Origin of the sequence: Nonomuraea africana, assembly GCF_014873535.1 — a bacterium.
GTDB classification, from domain to species: domain Bacteria; phylum Actinomycetota; class Actinomycetes; order Streptosporangiales; family Streptosporangiaceae; genus Nonomuraea; species Nonomuraea africana.
Window position 1 is genome coordinate 3,656,225 of record NZ_JADBEF010000001.1, and the last position, 21,888, is coordinate 3,678,112.

Annotated in this window: 20 protein-coding genes; 7 read left to right on the plus strand and 13 right to left on the minus strand. The window is 74.1% G+C overall.

Translation table 11 applies throughout. The features are described 5' to 3' along the window. Both amrS and H4W81_RS17305 read left to right on the plus strand, forming a co-directional pair. Positions 1 to 1,008 (plus strand): AmmeMemoRadiSam system radical SAM enzyme, encoded by a 1,008-nt coding sequence (gene amrS, locus H4W81_RS17300; protein WP_192775761.1) that lies wholly within the window; start codon positions 1 to 3, stop codon positions 1,006 to 1,008. Next, positions 1,008 to 1,214, plus strand: coding sequence for a radical SAM-modified peptide, FtsH ternary system-associated (locus H4W81_RS17305; protein WP_225958670.1), 207 nt, complete (start codon positions 1,008 to 1,010; stop codon positions 1,212 to 1,214). Before amrS ends, H4W81_RS17305 begins: the two co-directional genes overlap by 1 nt. Here H4W81_RS17305 and H4W81_RS17310 read toward each other — a convergent pair. From H4W81_RS17310 to H4W81_RS17370, 13 genes are read right to left on the minus strand one after another with little or no spacing between them, the layout of a single operon-like run. Beyond that, positions 1,196 to 4,348, minus strand: a complete 3,153-nt coding sequence (locus tag H4W81_RS17310; RefSeq protein WP_192775762.1) for a WD40 repeat domain-containing protein — start codon at positions 4,346 to 4,348, stop codon at positions 1,196 to 1,198. The two genes, H4W81_RS17305 and H4W81_RS17310, sit on opposite strands and share 19 nt — an antisense overlap. Next, positions 4,345 to 5,946 (minus strand): hypothetical protein, encoded by a 1,602-nt coding sequence (locus H4W81_RS17315; RefSeq protein WP_192775763.1) that lies wholly within the window; start codon positions 5,944 to 5,946, stop codon positions 4,345 to 4,347. Before H4W81_RS17315 ends, H4W81_RS17310 begins: the two co-directional genes overlap by 4 nt. After that, a complete protein-coding gene (locus H4W81_RS17320; protein WP_192775764.1) occupies positions 5,943 to 6,611 on the minus strand; it encodes a hypothetical protein in 669 nt (222 codons plus the stop codon). The genes H4W81_RS17315 and H4W81_RS17320 overlap by 4 nt, the downstream gene beginning before the upstream one ends. Further along, complete coding sequence (locus H4W81_RS17325; protein ID WP_192775765.1) at positions 6,608 to 6,868, minus strand: hypothetical protein; 261 nt, start codon at positions 6,866 to 6,868, stop codon at positions 6,608 to 6,610. Before H4W81_RS17325 ends, H4W81_RS17320 begins: the two co-directional genes overlap by 4 nt. Positions 6,869 to 6,870: 2 nt before the next feature. Continuing rightward, the gene (locus H4W81_RS17330) at positions 6,871 to 7,665 is read right to left on the minus strand and encodes a hypothetical protein (RefSeq protein ID WP_192775766.1); all 795 of its coding nucleotides are present in this window, start codon (positions 7,663 to 7,665) and stop codon (positions 6,871 to 6,873) included. Continuing rightward, entirely contained in the window at positions 7,658 to 8,836 is a 1,179-nt protein-coding gene (locus tag H4W81_RS17335; RefSeq protein ID WP_192775767.1) for an AAA family ATPase, read from the minus strand. The genes H4W81_RS17330 and H4W81_RS17335 overlap by 8 nt, the downstream gene beginning before the upstream one ends. Next, positions 8,836 to 10,668, minus strand: coding sequence for an ATP-binding protein (locus H4W81_RS49360; RefSeq protein ID WP_318781784.1), 1,833 nt, complete (start codon positions 10,666 to 10,668; stop codon positions 8,836 to 8,838). Before H4W81_RS49360 ends, H4W81_RS17335 begins: the two co-directional genes overlap by 1 nt. Continuing rightward, positions 10,665 to 11,459 carry a hypothetical protein gene (locus tag H4W81_RS17345; RefSeq protein ID WP_192775768.1) on the minus strand — a complete coding sequence of 265 codons (795 nt, stop codon included), beginning with the start codon at positions 11,457 to 11,459 and terminating at the stop codon, positions 10,665 to 10,667. The genes H4W81_RS49360 and H4W81_RS17345 overlap by 4 nt, the downstream gene beginning before the upstream one ends. Next, positions 11,443 to 12,471 (minus strand): JAB N-terminal domain-containing protein, encoded by a 1,029-nt coding sequence (locus H4W81_RS17350; protein WP_192775769.1) that lies wholly within the window; start codon positions 12,469 to 12,471, stop codon positions 11,443 to 11,445. The genes H4W81_RS17345 and H4W81_RS17350 overlap by 17 nt, the downstream gene beginning before the upstream one ends. Further along, positions 12,461 to 13,945: an effector-associated domain EAD1-containing protein gene (locus tag H4W81_RS17355; protein WP_192775770.1), complete on the minus strand. Its 1,485-nt coding sequence runs from the start codon at positions 13,943 to 13,945 to the stop codon at positions 12,461 to 12,463. Before H4W81_RS17355 ends, H4W81_RS17350 begins: the two co-directional genes overlap by 11 nt. After that, positions 13,942 to 14,952, minus strand: a complete 1,011-nt coding sequence (locus H4W81_RS17360) for a ThiF family adenylyltransferase (RefSeq protein ID WP_192775771.1) — start codon at positions 14,950 to 14,952, stop codon at positions 13,942 to 13,944. The genes H4W81_RS17355 and H4W81_RS17360 overlap by 4 nt, the downstream gene beginning before the upstream one ends. After that, complete coding sequence (locus tag H4W81_RS17365; protein ID WP_192775772.1) at positions 14,949 to 15,521, minus strand: hypothetical protein; 573 nt, start codon at positions 15,519 to 15,521, stop codon at positions 14,949 to 14,951. The genes H4W81_RS17360 and H4W81_RS17365 overlap by 4 nt, the downstream gene beginning before the upstream one ends. Further along, positions 15,518 to 16,363, minus strand: a complete 846-nt coding sequence (locus tag H4W81_RS17370) for an effector-associated domain EAD1-containing protein (protein WP_192775773.1) — start codon at positions 16,361 to 16,363, stop codon at positions 15,518 to 15,520. The genes H4W81_RS17365 and H4W81_RS17370 overlap by 4 nt, the downstream gene beginning before the upstream one ends. A gap of 313 nt (positions 16,364 to 16,676) precedes the next feature. Between H4W81_RS17370 and H4W81_RS17375 the strand changes: the two genes are divergently transcribed. Genes H4W81_RS17375 through H4W81_RS17395 form a run of 5 tightly spaced genes read left to right on the plus strand, consistent with a single transcriptional unit; the run spans position 16,677 to position 21,888 of the window. After that, positions 16,677 to 17,567: a serine/threonine-protein kinase gene (locus tag H4W81_RS17375; protein ID WP_192775774.1), complete on the plus strand. Its 891-nt coding sequence runs from the start codon at positions 16,677 to 16,679 to the stop codon at positions 17,565 to 17,567. Beyond that, entirely contained in the window at positions 17,564 to 18,640 is a 1,077-nt protein-coding gene (locus tag H4W81_RS17380) for a hypothetical protein (RefSeq protein WP_192775775.1), read from the plus strand. The genes H4W81_RS17375 and H4W81_RS17380 overlap by 4 nt, the downstream gene beginning before the upstream one ends. Beyond that, entirely contained in the window at positions 18,627 to 20,393 is a 1,767-nt protein-coding gene (locus tag H4W81_RS17385; protein ID WP_192775776.1) for a hypothetical protein, read from the plus strand. Before H4W81_RS17380 ends, H4W81_RS17385 begins: the two co-directional genes overlap by 14 nt. Then, entirely contained in the window at positions 20,390 to 21,400 is a 1,011-nt protein-coding gene (locus tag H4W81_RS17390) for a hypothetical protein (protein ID WP_192775777.1), read from the plus strand. Before H4W81_RS17385 ends, H4W81_RS17390 begins: the two co-directional genes overlap by 4 nt. After that, positions 21,397 to 21,888, plus strand: a complete 492-nt coding sequence (locus tag H4W81_RS17395) for a hypothetical protein (RefSeq protein WP_192775778.1) — start codon at positions 21,397 to 21,399, stop codon at positions 21,886 to 21,888. Before H4W81_RS17390 ends, H4W81_RS17395 begins: the two co-directional genes overlap by 4 nt.

Sequence of the window (21,888 nt, forward strand, 5' to 3'; positions counted from 1 at the left end):
ATGAGGTGGACCCCCGCCATCCTCCACTCCCCCGCCGGCGAGCGGGTCAGGTGCGACCTGTGCCCGCACCGCTGCGCGCTGGCGCCCGGCCAGGTCGGCGCCTGCAAGGTACGGCGCGGCGCGGCAGGCGGGATGGAGACCGCCACGTTCGCCACGTCCGTCGCCCACACCGACGCCGTCGAGCGCAAGCCGTTCTTCCACTACCGCCCCGGCGCGCTCGCGCTGACGCTGGCCGCGCCGGGCTGCTCCTTCCGCTGCGACTACTGCGTCAACCACCCGCTGTCGCAGTACGGCCGCGAGGAGGGGCCGGCGTGGGAGGCCGCGCCCGTGGACGTCCCCGAGGTGGTCGCCGCGGCGGCCGCGCGAGGGGCCTGCGTGGCGCTGTCGTACTCCGAGCCCTCCCTGGCCGTCGAGCTGACGCTGGCGCTGGCCGAGCACGGCCGCGCGGCGGGGGTCGAGGTGGTGTGGAAGAGCAACGGCTTCCTGACTCCCGAGGCGATCGACGTCGTCACCCCCGCGCTCGCCGCCGTCAACATCGACCTCAAAGGACTGGACGAGGCCCGCCACCGCAGGCTGACGGGCGCGGCGGCGGCCCCTGTGCTGGCCGCGATCAGGGCCTTCCACCAGGCCGGCGTCTGGGTGGAGGTCTCCACCCCGCTCGTCCCCGGCGTGAGCTCCTCGCCGGAGGACCTGTCGGCGATCGCGGCCGCGATCGCCGACGTCGATCGGGACATCCCCTGGCACCTGCTGCGCTTCACTCCCGCCTACCGGATGCGCGAGGAGAACCCGACCTCGCCCGCCGAGCTGGCCGCGGCCGTCGCGATCGGCCGCGCCGCCGGTCTGCGCCACGTGTACGTGGAGCGGGCCCTGGGCGAGGAGGGCAGGAACACGAGATGTCACGGATGCGGGGACACCGTGGTCGAGCGCGGCATATGGTCGCTTGGAGCCAACCATCTCGCCGCGGGCGACTGCCCCGTGTGCGGGACGAGCATCGCAGGGAGATGGTGATGGGCCACCGCTTCGTGGAGAACCTCCCCGACCTGATCCAGCCGGAGGAGTACCAGGACCACCCCGACGGCCGCCTGGTGCGCCTGCGCATCAGGGTCACCGACGAGGGCGTGGAGGTGCTCGGCGACGCCATGCGCCCCGAGGTCATCGAGCGCGTGCTCCGCTCGCTCGGGCAGGACCCCATCGATCAGATGCTCTGCGGCTGACCGGCGAGGATTCCCGCGATCACCTCGTAGACCCGCTCGGCCCCCGCCCCCGGCGCCAGCGTGAACGTCCGGGGAGCGCGGTGCTCGACGGGATGGCCCGGATAGTGCACGCGCACCGTGCTCACCTGCCTGCCGCCCGGATAGACCAGGTGCGGGTGGGTCAGCACGACCGTGCGCGGCTCGGCCGCCGACTCGCCGAGCTGGGCGGTGGCCGCCCTGGCGAGGCGGGCCGCCTCGGGCACCGCGGGAGGGGTCAGCGCCGCCTCGCCCCACAGGTGCACCAGGTCGTCGGCCGAGGACAGCATCCGCATCCTGGCGGGGTCGGCCAGCAGGACCAGCGCGCAGCGCCGGTGCCTGGCCAGCACGTTGGCGCAGAGCAGGTGCGCCACCACCCGCAGGGTCGCGCCCACCGCGCCGTGCGCCGCGGGGGTGTCGTCGAGCACCACGACCATCGGCTCCGTGACGGCCGGCAGCGCGCCCTGCCTGGTCCGGTAGAGCAGCTCGTCGCGGACGTGCCTGGCGGCCAGCACCGCCGACGGCAGCGCGAACTGCGAGGGCAGCAGCGCGCTCGGCTCGCCGTGCCGGGTGACGCCCGCTCTCGCCTCGCCGAGCCCGCGCCCCTGGGCGGCCCCCTCGTTCCGTACCGAGGCCCGTACGCCGAGCAGCCTGCGCTGGCGCTCGGGCAGCGGCCACCGCGTCATTCCCTGCCTGCGCAGTCTCGCGGGCAGTTCGGGCTCGGCCGCCACGGCCTCGGGGCTGAGCATGGTCAGCAGCGTGAGCACGCCGTCGTCGATGCCGTTGAGCGCCTCGACCAGCTCGGTCATCGGGACGGGCGCGCGCACCGGGGCCACCGGCACCCCCTTCAGCGCGCGGACCAGCGCGCCCTCCAGCCGCTCGGCCGGCACCCCCGCGGGAGGGGCGCATCCGGGCGAGGACGGCAGGTCGGCGGCCACCAGGACGGCCAGGCCGAGCGCGGCCCGCACCGGCCAGTGCAGCGCGCGCAGCGCCACGACCGCGCGGTGCCCGTCCACCGCCTCCAGCTCCGCCGGCGCCCTGCTGACGACCAGGGTGAGCAGGTCGGTGAGCAGGGACAGCGGGAGCGCCGCCCCCGCCGCCGCCGCGCTCGCGCCGAGCCTGGCCAAGATCTCCGCCTCGTACGGCAGGCGCCCCCTGTCGCGTCTCGGCAGCGCCTCGCCGGGCAGGTCCCACAGGACGACTTGTCCTGTGTCGTAGGTGACCGCGAGGCGGTGGCCGTCGGGCGACCAGCGGACCGCCCAGGCGTGCCGTACGCGCGGGTCGGGCGGCTGGAGGGTGTGCACCGGGCCGGTGCCCGGCTCCCACAGCTCGACCGCGCCAGGCGTGCCCTGCGCGGGGAAGGCGAGCAAGCGGGAGTCGGGTGACCAGGTCAGGCAGGGGCCGTTCCGCGCTCCGGCCGGGGCGCCGAGCCGCCAGCGGCGCCGCCAGTCGTCGGTGGACCACACCACGACGGGCGCCCTGCCGTCCGTGGTGGTGGCCGCCAGGCTACGGCCGTCCGGCGACCAGGCGAGCGGGCCCGCGCGCCGTCCGCCGAAGGCGGGGTCGGCCAGCCTGACCAGCCCGCGCGGCGCCGCCTCCGCCACGAGCCAGACGCCGACCTCCTCGCCGGCGGGCGCGGCCAGCATCCTGCCGTCGGGCGACCAGGCGGGCCTGCCGGTGCCCACGCGGACGGGGATGACGGCGGGCGGCGCGTCGAGGTCCCGGTACAGCCTCAGGTGGTCGGGGTCGCAGGCGGCGAGCGTGCGGGGGTCCGACGGTGACCAGGCGAAGCCGTGGCCACCGCGCAGCTCGGTGATCGCCTCGCCCGTGGCCGCGTCGAGCACCGTCACCCGGTCGGCGTCCTGGCCGGCGACGGCGACGAGCGGGCCGGCGGTCTCGATCTCGCGCAGCCCCTCCCCCGCGGGCACGCTCCATTCGATCGGCCCCCTCCTGGACAGGTGTCCCCTCGGCCGTTCGGCGTACCAGCCGTCGCCGTCGGGTGCCCAGCAGAACGCGGGGTCGCGGTGCTCCCGCAGGGGCGGGACCGCCTCGGACATGCGGGCAGCGGTGCGGGCGGCCGTGCGCGGCGCCCTGCCGACGCTCCTCGCGGACCTGGCCGCCCACCTGAGCAGGGCTCCGCTCGCCCGCTCGGCGTCGGTGGGCAGGCGGGTGTCGGCCAGCCGCCACAGGGTGACGGTCCGCTCGTCGGTGCGCGCGGCCAGCAGGCCGGACGCGCCGACGTGCATCGTGGCGGGCTCGGTCAGCTGCGCGGGGAGGGTCTCGGGCACCGCCTCGTCCTCGACCAGCTGCCTGTCGAGCAGGTGGACGGCGCCAGTGCCGGTGCCAGTGCCAGTGCCAGTGCCAGTGCCAGTGCGGGTGCCGACGAGGACGCGGGTGCCGTCCCTGCTGAAGCCCAGCGCGACCGGTCTGCCCTCGGCGCGCCACGGCGTGGCCGCCTCCTTCCTGGTGCGCACGTCGACCGTGCGGACGTCGCGCGCGCCCGCGACGGCGACCAGCGCGCCCTCCTGCGACCAGGCCAGGCGCGAGGGGAACAGGTCGCCCACCCCGATGGAGGCGATCATCGTCCGGTCGGCGGCCCGCCAGAACTGGATCGCCCGCGGCCTGGCCACGCACAGCTCGGCGCCCGAGGGGTCGAAGGCCAGCGCCCTGACCGGGTCGGCGCGTCCAGGCCATGACACGACGGCCGAGGTGCCCCGGTCGAGCAGGAAGATCGTGCCCTCCCTGGTGCCGAAGGCGGCGCTCAGCCCGTCGCCGCTGAGCGCCAAGGCGGTGACGTCGGCGCGCCCGGCCAGCTCGGCGGGGAGCGCGAGGGGTTCGCCCGAGTCGGCCGCGAAGGCGAGCAGGCGCGCCCCGCAGACGACGAAGACCTGGTCGGACTCCGGTGTCCAGGCGGCCTCGACGGGCAGCTCGGCCGGGGCCTCGACGGGTGCCGACCACAGTGCGGGGCCCTCGTGCTCGCGCACCTCGGCCAGCCCGCCCGCGACGGTGAACAGCGCCGAGCCGTCGGCGCACAGGCTGGCGCAGCGGCAGTCGTCCACCGCGATCCTGGCCACCGCGACCCTGGCCGCGCCGATCCCGGCCGCCCGCTCTCGGCTCACTCGCCCTCCTGCGCGGCGGCCAGCTCGTACATGCGTCCTGCCAGGTGCGGCTCGCCCGCCTCCCGGTAGCGGCGGGCGGCCTCGGCGTACCTGCCCTTCATCTCCAGCACGAGCGCCTCGGCGCGCAGCTCCACGGCCGCGACCGCGTCGGCCGGGCCGGCGGGCGGGCTTCCCCGCCGGCCGTCCCGCGCGGGCTCGGGGCGCGGGATCTCCAGCGCGTCGAACCGGTCGAGCAGCGCCCTGACCGCCTCGGAGGGCGGCGCCGGGTCGACCGGCGGCTGGTCGGCCAGCCACAACGCCCACACGGGCACGGCGTGGCGCAGCGCCAGCCGGTGGCTGCGATCGGCGCACACGATCACCACGCTCTCGCCGTCGAGGCCGAAGGCCCTGGCCCTGGCCGCGGGCGGCAGGCTGGGCCGCAGCGCGTGCCCCGCCTCGATGTACAGCCCCGCGGGGCCCGCCGCGCGCAGCGGCAGGCCGAAGGGCAGCGCCACCGCGCCGCCGCCGGGCTCGGCCAGCAGGTGATGGCCGTCGCCGAGGATCAGGAAGGCCCGCTCGGCGGCCGGGTCACCCGACAGGTAGGAGCGCAGCACGCGCAGGTCGGCGTCGGTGAGGAGCTTGGCGTCCTCGACGTCGTGCCCGCCGGGGCTCCTGACAAGACGCACGGTGATCGCCAGGTCGGCGGGCCGCCGCTCGGGCGCGGGCCGCGCGGGCGGCAGCACGGCGGGCGCGACGCCGAGCGGCGGCTCCAGCTCGGCGCTGCGCTCGGCGATCCGCCACACGCCGTGTTCGGGCCCTCCCATGATCCAGCTCTCCTGGCCCGGCACCTGCCCGGCCAGGTCGGAGTCGCTCAGCGGCAGGCGGGCGCGGTGCTCCACCAGGAGCCGGGGCTCCCCCGTCCGGCACACGATCGTGTACGGCATGCGCGTGAGCGCGCCCAGCATCGCCCTCGGCAGCGCTCCCTTCGTCCCCTTCATCCTCAGCAGCACGGCCGTCCTGGTGGGGCCCGGGGAGAGGGCGGGCGCCAGCCGCGCGGAGGAGACCCGCATCTCCAGCGCCGCGTCGTGGTACCTGTTCATCGCCCAGCGCGCGATCGAGGCCGTGGTCACCACGACGATCTCCCGCTGGGCGGGCCCCTCGGCGCCGAGCGGCGCGTGCGCGGCCAGCTCCACCCAGCCGACCTCGGGCCAGGCGGCCAGCTCCGCCGCCGTCACCAGGTGCCCACCGGGCCCGTGGAGCACCCCGTCCACCACCGCGTACGGCACGCCGCCCGCCGCCCACACCAGCTCGGCGTAGTGCGAGGGCGCGTGCTCGCGCAGCGCCCACAGCGACCCGGCCCCGGCCGCTCTCCCCTGCCCCGGCCGCGGCCCCGATCGCAGGCAGCGCGGCGCCACGGAGCCGTCGTGCACGGCGGCCACGAACGCCAGCGCCTCCCGCTCGGCGGCGAAGCGCCCCGCGAGCAGGTCGCCGGGCAGCGCCTCCCGCGCGGAACCCGCCGCTTCGCCAGGCGGGGGTTGCTGGTCCCGCCTGGTCAGCACGAACGGCTGCGGCCGCGCGGGCGCGCGCTGCTCGTCGCGTCTGCGCCGCCAGGACGTCACCCCGCCCTCCTCTCCTCCGTCTCGGCGGGCACGCCCGCGGTGCCGCCCAGCGCCCGCTCGGCCCAGGCCCGCCAGCGGCCGGCGGCCCCGCGCAGACCGCTGCGGTGGGCCGCGGCGAACACCAGGGCGGCCAGGTCGTAGCGGGCCACCTCGCTTGCCGCCTCGACCGCCCACCGCTCCACGAGCAGCCTCTCGGCGGCCGGCCGTACCCTGGCCAGCTCGCGCTCGACCGCGCCCGCGGCCGCCGCCAGCGGCCCGGTGTCGCCGCCCAGGGCCGCGCACATGGCCAGCGTGAGGTCGTGCCGCAGCCGCCGGCCGAGGGTGTCGGGGACGTGCCCACGCAGCAGCCACCTGGCGCGCTCGGCGTCGCGGGCGGCGACGACGAGGATCCAGGCCGCCTCCAGCGGCCTGCCGACCTGCTCCCAGCAGTCCGCCGCGGCCACCGGCCTGCCTCGCGCCAGGTGGCAGCGGGCCGCCTCCGCCACCCTTCCCGCCCGCAGATAGCACGCGGCGGCCTGGTCCAGCTCGCCGGCCCGCTCGTACAGCTCGGCGGCGGGCAGCGGCTCGCCCGCCTGCTCCCTGCAGCGGGCCGCGTCGGTCAGGTGACCCGCCTCCTCGTAGGCGAGCGCGGCCTGCCCGAGCCAGTGCCGTCGCCTGCCGGTCATTGGCTGCGCTGCTCCCTCTCGCGCACGGCCTCCCGTTCGTCCACTGTGAGCTCGGGTGCCTCGGGCTCGGGCAGGGTGCGCGGGTCGACCTCCTCCGGCGCCGCCCGCCGCTCGACGACCGCGCCGACGGCCCTGGCGACGCCGTCGTGGACGGCGTCGTGCTCCTCGCCCTGACGCTCCGCGCCGAGGTCGTCGATGACGAACTCCTCGACCTGGCCCGTCTCCTTGCTGACCCTGAACACCACCTTGAACCGCACGGCTAGCCCTCCATCTCGAACTGGATCTCGATGAAGCCGTCGGCGTCGACCATGGTGAAGTTCTCGGCGTTGTTCTGCTGGGCGAAGTCGCTGATGGCCTGGGCGTAGCTGGCCGCGATGAGCTGCATGACGTCCTTGAGCGTCTGCCTGTGCACCTCGGCCAGGCGGGCGTCGGCGCGCCGGCCGAGATCCTGCCCGACGCTCAGCGTCCGCTCGGCCAGCGCCGCCTCCGCGCGCCTGCGCGCCTCGTCCTCGACCGCGCGGGCCTCGGCGCTCATCGAGTGGCGCGCGGCCTCCTCGGCGTCGAGCCTGAGCCGCTCGGCCCGCTCGGCCGCCAGCTTCGCGGCCTTGGCCTCGGCCCTGCTCCTCGCCTCGCGCTCCGCGCGCTCCTTGGTGCGCCCGCGCCAGCCGTCGTCCTCGTAGCGGCCCTCGCTCTCGGCGGTGACCTCGTCGGTGACCTCCCCCTCCAGCACCTTCTCCGCGGTGCCCACGGCCTCCACGGCCTCGGTCAGCGAGATGACGATCTCCAGCTCTCCCGAGCCCGGCTGGTAGGCGGCGTGGCCGCCGGGCACCCGCATGCGGTATCCGCCGTCGACCCACTCCCATCGCGGGTCGCCGCCGAGCGCCTGCTCGAACGCGCGCAGCGCGCCCTCGCCCAGCATCGACCTGAGCGGCTGCACCAGCCTGGACTCGCCCTTCGCCTCGCCTGAGGCGGTGACCGTGCGCTCGATCTCGGCGCGCCACGCCTCGGCGATCCTGCGGGTGGCCTTGACCTTGATCCGTCTGGGATTACACATGTCCGTCTCCCTGTGGGTCGTCGAGGAGCGCGGCCACCTCGGCGAGGAGGGCGTGCACCCGCTGCTGGGCGGCGGCCTCCCCGGGATGGTCGGCGCGCAGCTGCCGGTGGATCTCGTTGATGCCGCGCATCGCCACGATGACCCCGGCCTGCGTGGGCCGGCCCGCCTTGCCGAGGACGGCGCTCGCGTGATGCCTGGCCAGGGCCTCCAGCTCGGCGACGGAGCGCCCGGCCGACGTGCTGTCGCCGCCGTCGGCGACGACCCTCTCGCGTACGGCCTCGCGCAGCGCGCCGGCGTCACCCGGCTCGGTCCAGATGTGCGCGACCGGCCACAGGTCGCTGGCCCTGGCCACCAGCGACCGGCGCAGCAGCGCCGCCGCCGCGACCAGCTTCTGCCCGCGCACAATCCTGCGGTCGGACAGCGTGACGCCCTGGGCGAGCACGTCGGTGATGACCTCGGCGTAGGCGTCGCGGACCGGGCCGAGGTCCACCTCGGCCAGCTTGCCCGACAGCGCGAGCAGGTCGCCCAGCCTGATGGGCGGGATGGCCGGGGCGCCGGCCCCGTCCCTGGCGACCCGCTCGCGCTCCTGTTGCCAGCCGCGTTTCAGCAGCTCGGGCATCATGGTGCGGGCCACCTGCTCGACCTCCATGCGCAGCAGGAACCGGTCGCCGAAGGCGCGCAGCGCGGGGTCCTCCGGCAGCTCGCTCGAGGCGCCGAACAGGCTCACCAGCGGCACCCGCTCCCTGCTGGCCCCGTTGAAGAAGTAGCGCTCGTTCACGACGCTGAGCAGCGTGTTGAGGATCGCGCTGCTGCCCTGGAAGACCTCGTCGAGGAAGGCGATCTCGGCGTCGGGCAGCATGTCGTCGGTCTTGACCCGGTAGACGCCCTTCTGGAAACGCTCGAAGTCGAGCGGGCCGAACAGCTCGGAGGGCTCGGTGAACCTGGTCAGCAGGTAGGTGAACGACCTGGCCTGGATGAGCCCGGCGAAGTGCCCCACCAGGTCGGTCTTGGCCGTGCCCGGCGGGCCGAGCAGCAGCATGTGCTCCCTGCAGACCGCCGCCACCACCAGCAGCCTGGCCGCGTCACGCCTGCCGACGTAGCGGCCGTCGAGCTCGCGGACGATGGTGCCCAGCTGCTGGATGGTGGTGACGTGCCCGTGGTCGAGTGCCATTACCTACCCGCCCTGCTGGTCTGCTGCTCGCGGCGGGCCCGCTGCTGCTGGCCGACCAGCTCGCCGATGCGCTCGGCGCCGGCCGGCACGCCCTCCCACCGCTCCCCGACGAAGGCGTCGCGGAACAGCGCCCTGATCTCGTCGCCGTTCCACCCCTTGGTCGCGTGGATGAGCGGCTCGACGATGCCGGTGACGTTGACGCCGTAGCGCCTGGCGTGCACCTTGATGATGCCGCGCCTGGCGTCCTCGTCGGGCAGGCCGATGTGGAAGCTCTGGAACCTGCTCGGGCGCAGCAGCGCCCTGTCGATGATCTCCAGCCGGTTGGTGGTGCCGATGACGATCATCTGGACGTCCGGCCTGAAGCCGTCCATCTCGGTGAGGATCTGCGCCACCATCGCGTTGCCCGCCCTGCTGCCGCCGTCCTCGGAGCTGGTACGGCTGGCCGCGATCGAGTCGAACTCGTCGAAGACGATGACCGAGGGGGCGTTCCTGCGCGCCTCGGCGAACAGCTCCCTGATGCGCCGCTCGCTCTCGCCGACGTACTTGTTGGTCACCTCGGGACCCGAGACGACCTGGATCGTGGCCTCCAGTTCGTTGGCGATCGCCTTGGCGAACAGGGTCTTGCCGGTGCCCGGCTCGCCGTGGAAGATGAAGCCGCGCGGGATGAGCTCGCCGCGCAGACGCTGGTCGGGGCCGGTCAGGCTCCGGGCCGCCGTCATGATCTGCAGCGATCGCAGGATCTGCCGCTTGACCTCGGCGTAGCCGCCGATGTCGGCGAAGCTGACGTCGGGGATCTCGAAGCTGGCCGACATCTGGGCCTTGAACTTCCTGATCATCTGGGGCAGGTCCTTGACCGTGACGTCGGCGCGGCCCTCGGTCTCCTGCAGGGCGTAGCGCATGGTCTGGCGCAGCCGTACGGGGTTGAGGCCGACGACGTACTTGTAGAAGTCGGCGCCGTCGAGGCCGGCGAACCTGTCGGCCTCGGCCTGGGTGACCAGCGCCCGCTCGATGGAGGCCAGGCTGGCGTCGACGGGATGGCGCACGTGCCTGGGGCTGCCCTCGATGCTCATCCTGACCGCGAAGCGGGAGGCCAGCACCTCGGGCACGCTGAGCGAGGGGTCGGCGAAGGCCAGGATCACCTGCCTGTCGGCGCCGTAGAGGAGCTCGATGAGGTCTCTGGTCTCGTTGGCCAGCGCGTTGTCGGTGCCGCCGCCGAGCAGGTCGAGATGGGTGATGACGAGGACGTCGTCGCCGCCGAGCTCGCGCAGCATGTCGCGCAGCCTGGCCAGCAGCCGCTGGCGCAGGCTGGCCAGCGCGGGCTGGGGCCGCATGTCGACGGGGGGCTCGGTGTCCTCGCCGACCGGCGCCTGCATCTCCAGCAGGCGGGGCGTGCTCGAGGTCTGCCTGACGATGTGGTCGGCAAGGTGCGGCACGACGATCTTGTCGCAGACGATCAGAACCGACAGTCCCGCCCGGAGGAACGAGGCCGCCTCGCGCACGTAGTCGTCGTAGGCGAGCCTGGTCGCCTGGGCCTCGCTCAGCTCGACCGGCCTGGGCGGGCCCGGCTCCGCCGCCTCCCCCTGCGGCCCCGCGGCCGGGGCGGCGGCGGGCGCGACGGGGCGGTACAGCGGCCTGCCGTCGACCGCCTCCAGCGGGATCAGGCGCAACCTGAACATGCTCAGCCGCAGCTGCGCCCACCCCTCCTCCAAGGGGGCGAGCAGCAGATAGGGGCCCGAGCCGAGCGCCTGGCCGAGCGGGGTGTCGCCGGGCAGCGCGGTCAGCGCGCCGCCCTCGCCCACGACCACCACCTCGAGCGGGATGTAGTCGCTCACGTGCGGGCCTCCATCGTCCTGACCCGGCGGAAGAGGTTGGTCCACTCGTGGTAGTCGAGGAGCTGGCGCCGCGCTCGCAGCATGGCGGGCGCGGCGCTCTCCAGCTCGGCCAGCGCCCGCCACCAGGTCGCCACCGGCGTCGCCGCGTCGGCGTCGCCCGCGAGCGCCGCACGCCACGCCGCCCTGGCCATGCGCTCGTGCTCGGCCCTGTGGTGGACGAGGGCGTTCTCGTAGACGTCGAGGACCAGGCCGACGTCCTCGTGGCGCAGCCAGGCCAGCGTCTCGCCGCGCCAGCCGTACTGGGCGGGGTCGGTGACCGGCGCGGCGAACCGCAGCGTCAGCAGCCGCCTGGCCGGGCCGTCCGACCGCAGTCTGTCGATCAGCTCGTCGCAGCCGGGCGCGCCCGAGGGCCCCGGCCGGTCGAGCGTTCCGGTGAGCGGCGAGCTGTCCCTCAGCACGTCGGCCAGCCCCTCCGCGTACGGCACCGCCGCGCCCGCGACCGCGTGATAGCTCAGCAGGTCGTAGGCGGTACGCGGCGGGGGCACCACGCGCGCGAGCTCCGCGGCCCGCCGCTCGCCGCGCGCGCCGACCGCCGCGGCCAGCAGCACCACGCCGCGGCCGGGCGGGCGGGGATCGCCCAGGGGCGGCCCCTGCAGGCGCAGCCTGGCCGCCGTGGCCGCGGCGACGCGCGCGACGCTCGTCGTGATCTCCTGGCCGGGGTCGAGCAGGCCGCGCGCGGCGTCGAGGTCGCCCTCGGGCGGCGCTCCGCCCGCGCTATTCAGCGCCCACATCAGGACTCGTCCCGCGGTAGCGACCGCGCTCATCGGCCACCCACTGAGAACACTGCTCCACCCTCTCGCCGTCGCCCGCTCGACCGTAGAAGCGCAGCATGCGCCCGTTCCTCGACAGGTTGAGCAGCGCCGCCACCTGCCATGGCCGCAGGAATGTGGCCCTGTGCAGGTCCACGTCCGTGGCCGACAACCCCAGGCCGACATCCACCCCGCGCAGGTGCGTGTGGTACCAGCCGACCAGCTCCTCGCCCAGGCCCCTGTCGGCGATCATCTGGTTGACCGCGACGAAGGAGTCGCCGGTGAAGGTGAAGTGGATGGCCCCCGCCCCCGACCGGTGCGCGGGGGTGATGTGGGTGACCTCGACGAGATAGGCGTCGGGGCGGGCCCTGCTGACCCTGCCGATCAGGAAGCCGCCCTCCTCCAGCCGCTCCGAGAGCCGCAGGCCGCCCATGAGCAGCTCGTGCACCTCGGCGGGCAGCAGGACGTTGACGGGCCCGAGCGCTGCCGGGTCGAGGCCGAGCTTGGCCGGGTCGACCAGCTCGGCCTCGGCGGGCTCGACCTTGGTGACGGTGAACGGCAGGCGCCTGCGCCGCTGCAGGTCGACCTGCACCGCGCCCTCCACCTGGGGGGTGGGGCGGCCGGTGTCGATGTCGAACAGGCCCGCCCTGATGCGGAACGACCAGTAGGTCTCGGCGGGGTCCAGCCTCGTGACGACGCCGGTGAGGACCGATCCGACCAGCTCGTTGACCGAGTGCCTGCCCTCGTAGACGGTCTCGCCGCGCCGTACGGCGGTGAGGGTGAGGAAGCCGACCTCCTCCCCCAGGTTGACCAGCCGGGGCGGCCCCACGATCGGGTGCGGGTCGCGCTCGCGGTGCAGCTGCATGAACAGGCGGGTGTCGTCGGCGGCCACCCCTGCCAGCTCCTTCAGCGCCTCGCGCAGGACGGGCGCGAGGGCGAGCCTGGCGTGGTAGGTCTCCTGCTCGCCCTTGAACAGCTCGATCTCAACGGCCATCGGGATCCTCCAGCGGGCTGATCCACAGCAGGGGCGCCCTGCCGTCGCCCCGCGTCGCGCCGGGGGCCCGCTCGGCGATGAGCTTGCCGCCCATCGCGGTGATCGCCGCCTGCCCCGTGTCGGACTTGGCCCAGAAGGCGGCCACCGGGTCCGGCCAGGTGTCGGCGTCGACGACGTCGTAGTTCTGGTAGCTGCCGATGTCCACCAGCAGCTGGCACAGCGAGCCGAAGTCGAGGTCGGGCCGGTAGCCGTCCATCAGCGCGCCGAGGCACACCTGGTTGTGGTGGGCGTTCTGGGCGGGCGAGGGCCTGCGCCAGATGTTGGGGTGGAAGACGTCGCTCTCCCAGATGACGATCGGCGCGTTCACGGGGAACATCGGCGGCAGGTAGATCGCCAGGTCGTGGTGGCTGATCGGCACCGGCGCCAGCTCGTCGAAGGGCCACTCGGGCAGCGGCAGGTCGGGGTGGACGAAGTCGTCGATGTCGTCGGGCGGGGCGAAACCCGGCGCCTCGAAGGAGATGTGGAAGCGGTTGGGCAGCTCCTCGTTGTCGTACCTGGCGATCCTGAACTCGGGCCGGCCCTGCTCGAACCTTCTGATCTGGGCCCGGGCCCGCATCTGCGCCCTCATCCGCATCACCGGGTTGACCGCGCCCGCGGTGGCCTCCGCGCCCACCCGCAGGCTGTCCTCGTCCTTGACCCCGGCCTCGTGCAGGGACAGGCCGGGATCGAGCCGCTGCCTGCCGCCGCCCTGGCCGCTCTCGTGGTCGATCACGGTGCGCACCACGCCGCCGCGCCGGTCGGTCATCGCGGGCGACTGCTGGATCACCGCCTCGGCGATGTCCTCCGGCCGCATGGTGGCCGGCACCCCCGTCATCTGGTACGGCGTGCCGTCGGGCCCGTACACCAGCAGGAGCCTGAACAGGTAGGGCCTGAAGCTGTAGTGCTCGTACACCACCTGCGCGCCGGGCTCCCAGCCCGTGACGACCTGCTGCAGCCGGTTGACGACCTCGGCGCGGTCGGCGCCTGGGTCGGAGATGCGCACGGCGCACTGCTCGCGGGCGACGTAGAGCAGCTCGGCGTCGGCGTCGACCTCACGACGCACCAGCTCCTCGAACTCGGCCGACTTGTCGACGCCGATCAGCAGCAGCGTGGGGCAGGGGCCGTCGACGGGGAGCGGTTCGGGAGCGGCCTGCCGGTGGCCGTCGTCAGGGGCGCCGCCGTCCTTGGCCCTGAGGGCCTGGACGTCCTTGTTGGTGGGGAAGTGCGCGGCGACGGCGTCGAGGAGGACCGTCATGCCGTCCTCGACGGGCATCACGCCCTGCTCGATCTTGCTGATGACCTGCTGCCAGTAGGCCATGGAGGTGGTGAACTGGGGGATGAACGCCCTGGGGTACTCGATGGTGGTCAGCAGCACCCGTGCCGAGACCTCGTCGTCGTACAGCCCCGCGAGCAGGGCGACCACTTCGTTCCTCACCTGAGGTCCCTTCCGTTCGGACGCGACGTCGCGAGCTCGATGTATCGCACGTGTTCAGGGGGCCCGTTCCTGATCACCGGCAGCAGCTCTCCTGGGGCGATGCCCAGCTCGCCGAGGGTGGACCCGGCGGGGGCGGCGGACAGGTCGAGCGGGCCGTACCTGTCGGCCGGATCGACGGAGTTCCACGCATGCAGGCGCTCGCCCGAGGTGGTCATGGCCAGGAGCGCGCCGACGGCGGCCTCGACGGTCAGGCCGCTGCGCGTGACGAACCTGGCGGGGATGGGCTCGTGCAGGGGGCAGCTCGGGTCGGCGGCCAGCGCCACCCTGCGGCTCTCGCCCGCCACCGGGTCGAGCCTGACCAGGCCCTCGACCACGGGCAGACCGAACAGCACCCTGACGGCGTGGGTGACCAGCCAGGAGGCCACCATGGCCGAGATCGGCGCGGAGGCGCCCATCTCGTCGGGGATCCCGCAGGCCATGGAACTGCTCGGCAGCGCCCGCTCGGCGGCGCTGCACCCGCAGCCGTAGCAGGGGCCGCCCCGCGGGTACCAGCGCACCTCGCCGCCCCACGGGTGCGTGCCGCCGTCGAGCATCGCCGCGCCGACCAGGCCGCACCGCGCGGCCAGCTGCACCCTGTCGGCGATGCTGTCGAGGCAGCTGATGACCAGGTCGGCGTCGCGCAGCTCGGCCAGGCCCACGCCGCGCGCGTGCTCGGCCCTGCGCCCCTCCACCACCGTGCCTGGCGCGATGGCGCGCAGCGCCGCGGCGGCGGCCTCCACCTTGGGCCGGCCGACGTGCGCGTCGGTGAACAGCGCGCCCCTGTTCAGGTTGGACTCGCTGACCTCGTCGGGGTCGCACAGCACCAGCGCGCCGACACCCGCCTGGGCCAGCAGCCTGGCCACCTCGGTGCCGAGCGCGCCCACGCCGACGACCACGACGAGGGCCGCGCTGAGCACGTCCTGGTCCCAGTGCGGGATGAGCAGCTGCCTGGCGTAGCGCTCGATCAACGCTCGCCCACCTTCTTGAAGGTGGTGGGGCAGGTCAGCAGCGGGCCGTTGCTGACCCACTCGTCGTAGCAGGTGTTGCCGCCGCCGGGGTCGCGGTGCACGCCGAGCTTGCAGCGCGGCTCCTGCGGCTGGCAGGGGCAGATCACCGCCGACTCGAAGGGGCGGAAGGAGTCGCTGCAGAAGGCGCACTGCCTGCGCGGCACCAGCGGCAGCAGCAGCGGGTGCCCCGGCACCAGCAGGACGGCGTTGGTGCCGGGCAGCGGCGGGTTGGCCGCGTCGACGGCGGCGTGGAAGGCGCGCGACAGGTCGTCGTCGGGCTGGTCGTAGTCGGTGACCAGCCCGCTGCACGGCAGCGTCGGGCTGTGGTGCCTGACGACGGGGGGCGGCCCGTGCGTCACGTGCACCCTGTCGCCCTCCCTGAAGGTGTGGCCGCACGCCTGGCACCAGTCGGCCAGCCAGAAGGAGTCGTTGGTGGTCTGGGCGGGGCCGTCGGCGCCGGAGTTGACCGGGTCGCGGCCGTGCCGCACCCCGCGTTCGAAGGCGCTGACCTCCTCGGAGAGCTCGCTCACAGCTCCCCTTCCCTGTCGAGGTAGCGCAGGCAGGAGGTGTCGTGGCCGTCGAGGCCCATGCGGGCGCTGCCGAGCCCGAAGGCCTCCCGCGCGCTCCTGCCGTCGCCCAGGCCCAGGTAGAAGCCCTCGCTGAAGAGGATCGCGGCCTGGTCGGGCAGCGCCTCGGTGGAGCCGGCGACGGCGCCCGCGGCGGCGAGGAAGACCTCCGCCTGCTCGCCGGTGTAGCAGGCGTTGAGCACGACGCAGAGCAGCGGGCCCGCCGCCTCGAAGGCCGCGGCGAGCCGCTCGGCCGCCACCCTGGTCGAGACGTGCGCGGTGTCCTCGAAGACCAGGGCGCCGTCGTCGTCGCCGTGGCCGGCGAAGTGCACCACGTGCGGCCTGACGGTCAGCAGCGCGGGGAGGATGTCGGAGGTGCGCGCCGCCGTCCTGGCGCTGACCTCCATCCGCCCCGAGCGCTCGGCCACCAGCTGGATGCGGCGCAGTTCCTCGGCCAGGTTGAGCATGCCCTGGTCGCCCGGCGAGGCCATCAGGCACAGCACGCGCAGCAACTCCTGCCCGGCGGGACCGGCGTGCTCGCGGGCGGGCCGGCCGGGCGCCAGCTCCCGCAGCGCCCGGTTGCCCGGGTAGTCGGCCGCCGCGCGGGCCACCAGGTCGTCGAGGGTGAAGGCGAAGGCGCCCTTCTCCACCTCCTGGCAGACCGCCATCCAGAAGTCTCTCGGCCTGCGCGCGCCGCGCACCGGGAGCCTGGCGCGGTTGGCGCCCAGCGAGGCGAGCAGCAGGTGGCAGCTGTCGTCGTCGGGATAGAGCTCGCCGAGCGTGTCGAAGGCGGACGCGCGCAGCATGCGATGGAGGGTCAGAGGGGTCACACACACCGCCTGAATGCATTGGAGGTGTTTGCAAATCATCTTAGGGAGGCTTGACTCTTCCAGTGCCGTGAAATGGCAGTCAAGATAACCTTTTCTGCAGCGCCCACGAACCCCCTTAATCCGACAAATCGCCGATGAGGTGACGATGGCGGAGGAACAGCTCCAGCTCATCCCGCGTGACTCCAAGGACGGACAGTATGTCTCATACACCGTAGATTTCGCAGAACACCAATGGAGGGATGAGCATTTCCGTTTTCGGGTCGGCCGTAATGCGGTCAATGAGCCAGTCATGCAGAAGCTCGCCTATGCGGGCGAACGGGCGCGCGAACTCCTCGACCACGAATGGCGCATCGGGAAATGGCTGGGTGACCAGGGCAGAGACTTCCTGAGCACCATGCTGGGCCACAACCCCGACTCCGTCCCGCCGTACACCGTGATGACGCTGCGCGGCAGCCCGCTGTCGGAGCTGGGCGCGCCGGTCGACCGCGCGACCCTCCGGATGCTCATCACCGGGCTGCTGAACGGACTCGAGGCGCTCAGGACGGGCGGCGTCGTGCACCGCGGGATCAACCTCGACACCCTGCGGTGGGACGGCGGCGCGCTGCAGATCTCCGACTTCACCCGCGCCGAGTTCGACGGCGCGGGCGACACCGTCTCCCACGGCGAGGACGTCTACGCCGCCGGGCTGGTGATCTACCACCTCTACACGGGTGAGCTCCCCGAGGACGACCCCCTGCGAATGCGCGACAGGCTCAGAGCCCAGGACGAGCCGCTGCGCCAGCTGCTCGGCGGCGAGCGCACCGTCTTCGCCCAGCGCCCCCAGGACCGGCCCGACGCCAGGGAGCTGCTCGAACGCTGGGCGCCCGCCGGGCACCGGGCTCCGGCCCGGGCCCGCGCCTACCGCGACCGTGAGCGGGAGGGGCGGCGCAACTTCCACGACCTTCGCGACAGGCAGCGGGCCTATCAGGAGCGCCATCGCGGCTGGAGCCCGCCGCCACCGCGCAGGCCGTGGATCATCCCCCGTCCGCAGTCCCCCAGAACCACCTCGGGGACGACCCCGCGCTCCGCCGCGCGGCGCGGCACCGAGCCGCTGCCCAGGCCCGCGAGCCTGCGCGTCGCCACCGGGCTGGTCCTGGTCCTGCTCGTGCTCGTGCTGGCGCTGGTCTGGAGCTTCCTGTGAGCGCCGCGATCGAGTGCCCGATCTGCCTCAGGTGGGTCGACTGGGAGGCCACGCCCCCCGTGGTCTTCGGGGCGGACGACCGGCCGGAGATTCTGCGCAAGGACCCCAGAGAGGACGAAGTTGCCTGGCAGACCAGGCTGCAGACCGCCTACCGGCCGTGCTCGGGCGTCGGCTCGGCCGACTCCCACTACCTGCCCTACGACTACGCCGACTACCGGCCGATCATCGTCGGCGTGTTCGGCGAGAGCCGTTCGGGCAAGTCGCACCTGGTGGCGGCCATGATCTCCCGGCTGTGCGCCAACGACGCCGCCCTGCGACGCCTCGGCCTGACCGTCGACCCACTCGACCTGCGCACCCATCAGCAGTACATGAGCAGGACCGTCGAGCCCTTCATCAAGGGACGGCGCAGGCTCGACCCCACCCAGCCGCTGCCGGTCGCCTTCACCGACGCGCTCAGGGTCACCAACGCCGCCGGCGACTCCTTCGCGGTGTCCTTCTTCGACGTGGCGGGCGAGCAGCTCGAGCGCTCCGACCCCGAGGTGAGGTTCTTCGGCTCGGTCAACGCGCTGCTGTTCGTCATCGACCCCGACTCCATCCCCGGGCTCACCCAGCCGGCCGCCACCGCCATCGGCGACAGCACCTTCGAGGAGGCGCTCAAGCGGCTGGGCGGGCGGCCGAGCCCCGGCAAGGAGTTCCTGCACCTGCCCGCCGCGCTGGTGGTCGCCAAGGCCGACCTGCTGCGCTACTCCTTCGACCTGGCTGGCGAGTGGATGTCCCGCTCGGGCGGCGCGGAGGAGACCGACCTGTCCACGGTGGAGCGCGAGAGCGAGGACGTCTACGCCCTGCTGGTCGAGAGGGGAGCCGAGCCGTGGCTGCGACCGGCCGAGCGGTGCTACCGCAGCACGCTGCACTTCGCCTCCGCCACCAACGTCAGCCCCACAGAGTCCGCCTACGGTGAGGGGTTCGCGCAGCGCAGGGTGCTCAAGCCGCTGCTCGCGCTGTTCGCGATGACGGGAGTGCTCGACGAGGAGCTGATGCGACCGGTGAGAGGCGACGACGATGCAGCGTCTTGATCAGATCTTCTACACCTGGTCGGAGCGGTCCCTGCTCGGCGGCAAGGGGATGGGCCCCGTCGCCTCCTCCCTGCCGGTCGGCGCGCTGGCCGGCTGGGACCCCGTCCTGCGCGGCCGGGTGTGGGCGGGCTGGCAGGAGCACGACCGGTTCGGCCTCGGCTACCTGCGCGGCCCCGACGGCTACGCGGTGATCTGCAAGCGCCCCGTCACCGAGGCGGAGGGCAGGCAGGCCTCCCTGGCCCACGTCCTGGTCGGGCGCGAGATCACCCCCCTCGGGGCGCTGGCGCTGCACGACTGGGACGGCTGGCTGACCGCGTGGGACGGGACCGCCGAGCTGGACCCCCTCTCGTGGGAGGACCTGCGCCGGCAGTGCGACCTGGCCCGCCGCGACCTCGTCGGCCGGGCCAGACGGCTGCCGGCCGCGACGCTGGCGGAGCTGGTCGCGTTCGTGCTGGCCGAGCCCGAGGCAGACGTGTCGGTGGTGGCCCCGACCGAGTCCCCCGCCGAGCTGCTGTGCGCCCTGGTGGAGATCACCGGCGCCATGACGTTCTCGACCATGGAGTCGCGCGACGACGACAGGGGCTGCCCGCGCGTCGTCTTCCTGCCCGACGACCACGACAGCCGCATGGGGGTGCCCAGGCGCAGGTTCAGGTTCGGCAGCGGCGGCGCCGATCCCTTCGCCCTGGCCCTCGCCACCTCCTACCGGGCGGAGGGACGCGCCGCCATCGACAGGATCAGGCCGCAGACGCCGGTCACCACCGCCGACGAGGCGCGGGCGTGGGCGCGGGCCGCGCAGCTCGCGCCCGGCGTGCTCGACGACATCACCGGCCTGCTGCGCAGGGCGTCCGACCTGTCGGCGGCCGAGCTCGGCGCGCTGCGCTCGAAGCAGGGGCTGGCCGAGGCGCGCAGGATCGTGCCCGCGCTGGAGGACGGCGCGCTGGCCGCCCTCCTGCGCGCCTCCGGCCTGCCGGAGGAGGTGTCGGCGCTGGCCCAGGAGTGCGCGCTGCGCTCCTTCCTGACCGGGCGGGCGGGCGAGCAGGTGCTGGCCGCGCTGGCCATACGGCCGCCGCCCGCCCGGCTGATCGGTGAGCAGCTCAAGCACGCTCCCCCGCTGGGCAGGGTCGCCGCGCTGGCCAGGCAGGCGCTGCCCGACGTCCGCGAGCGGCGCGACCTGCTCGACCGGGCCGCGCGGCAGCTGTCGAAGTCCGAGCTCATCGCTTGGGTGCACGACCACTGCCGCGACGAGCCAGAGGCCGCGCACGTGGCGCTGAGAGTGATCTGCGACGGGCAGGAACGCTCGGCCGAGCAGCGCAGGAGGGCCCTCGACACGCTGATCGCCAGGGGCGCGCTCGCCGAGGCGACGGCGGAGCTGACGCCCTCCCCCAGGGAGGCCGCCGCCTACCTGCAGAGCGTGCTCACCGTCGTCGCCGGCGCCAGGATCGACGAGCCGCTCATGGCGTCGTTCCTGGCCAGGTCCCACCCGCCCGCGCACCTGCTGTACGCGCTGCGGGCCATGGCGGGCGACTCGAGGGCCCTCGCCCTGGCCGACAGGACGGCCTGGGGGCAGTTCTTCACCCAGAGCGGCCTGCCCGCCCCGCTCGGCGCCCAGCCCGTCGCCTCGAGGGCGCAGCCCGGCCCGGCCGACGAGCGGCCGGCTCCCCGGGCGGAGCGGATCCTGCTGGTGGTGTTCTTCACGAGCGTCGTCGCCCTGCTGGCGGTCGTCGCGATCGTCGTCACGGGGGGACCGCTGTGAGTCTGCACGACGTTTCGAGGGACCTGCGCAAGTACGGCGGCGCCCCGCTGGCCAGGGTGGCCGACGAGCTGTCCCTGAACGGAGGGCACCGGCTGAGGGGCATCGACCTGCTGAGCGCCTACGACCCCGAGAAGATCACGCAGGGAGCGGGCCGGTCGTGGTGGCGGCTGGTCAGGATCCTCGAGATCCTCAGGGACAGCCTGGTCTTCGTCCCCGTCGCCTTCACCTGGTGGCAGGTGGCGCTCGCGCTGAGCGCCTACGGCGCGACCGACGGGCGCGTCCCCTTCCTGCTGGCCTGGCAGCGGGGCCTGCCGGGGGTGAGCCCGCTGTCGGACTCGGCGACCGCCATCTCGCTCATGGTGGGCGCCGTGGTGGTGCTCACGCTCATCATCAGGGCGGCCGACGAGATCAGGGAGTCGCGGCAGCGCAAGCTCGGCCAGGCGCTCGCGCGGGCGACCCTGCTCGTCGCCGAGGTGCCCGTCGAGTCGGGACAGGCGGTCTCGCTCGCCGAGCTGAAGGACGTCGGCACGCAGATCCGCGCCGGCTCGAGCGAGCTGTCGGCGGAGCTGAGGAAGGCCACGCAGACCATCGGCGAGGCGGTCTCCGCGGGCCCGGGCAGCCAGCTGCACGCGGTCTTCACCTCCTGGCTCGAGGCGGCCGACCGGCTGGCCGAGCTCACCGCCTCGCTGAAGGGCTCGCAGGAGACCGCCGACGAGCTGGCCCGGTTGCAACGCGCGCTGTCGGCCGAGGTCGAGCGCTTCACCAGCGAGGCCACCGACTTCCTGGCCACGCTCAGGGACGAGCGCACCATGGCCAGGGACCAGGCGCACGTGCAGAACAAGGTGGCCGACGGCGTCGCGCGCTCCACGGCGATGCTCGGCGACTCGCTGCAGGCGCTGAACGAGCGCACCCACCTCTTCCACGAGATCGTCAGCCGCATCTCCGACGTCGTCACCAGGCTGGAGGGCGTCTCGGAGAACGGCCACCGCTCGAGGAGCGGCTGGTGAGGCGCGCGGACCGGATGCGCACCGCGCTGCTGGCCGGATGGCTGTTCGCCGACCTGTTCCTGGTGCTGGTGCTGGTGGGGCTGGCCTCGCTGCCCGTCACCACCGAGGACGCCGCGCCGACCTCGACGCCCGAGCCCACGGTGACCGCCGAGCCGCCCGAGCGCGACCGGTTGGAGAAGCTCCCCGTCGGCTTCGCCGTCGAGATCCCGCCCGCCAGGTTCCGCGACGCGGGTCGCAGGGCCGCGGCCACCCGCGAGCTGCTGCGGCGGATCGACGCGGAGCTGAAGGCGAGGGACCTCACCGGTCGCCGGGCCGGGTTCGTGCTGGCCTTCGCCTCGGGCCCCGAGCCCGGCGCCGCCCAGCGCACCGCCGAGGTGGTCTACCAGGACCTGCGCAGACGGCACAAGGTCTTCAGGGACAGCAGCGGCCTCGGCTACTGGACGGGGGCGGGCGACCACCTGGAGTTCAAGATCTTCTTCTTCGAGTGA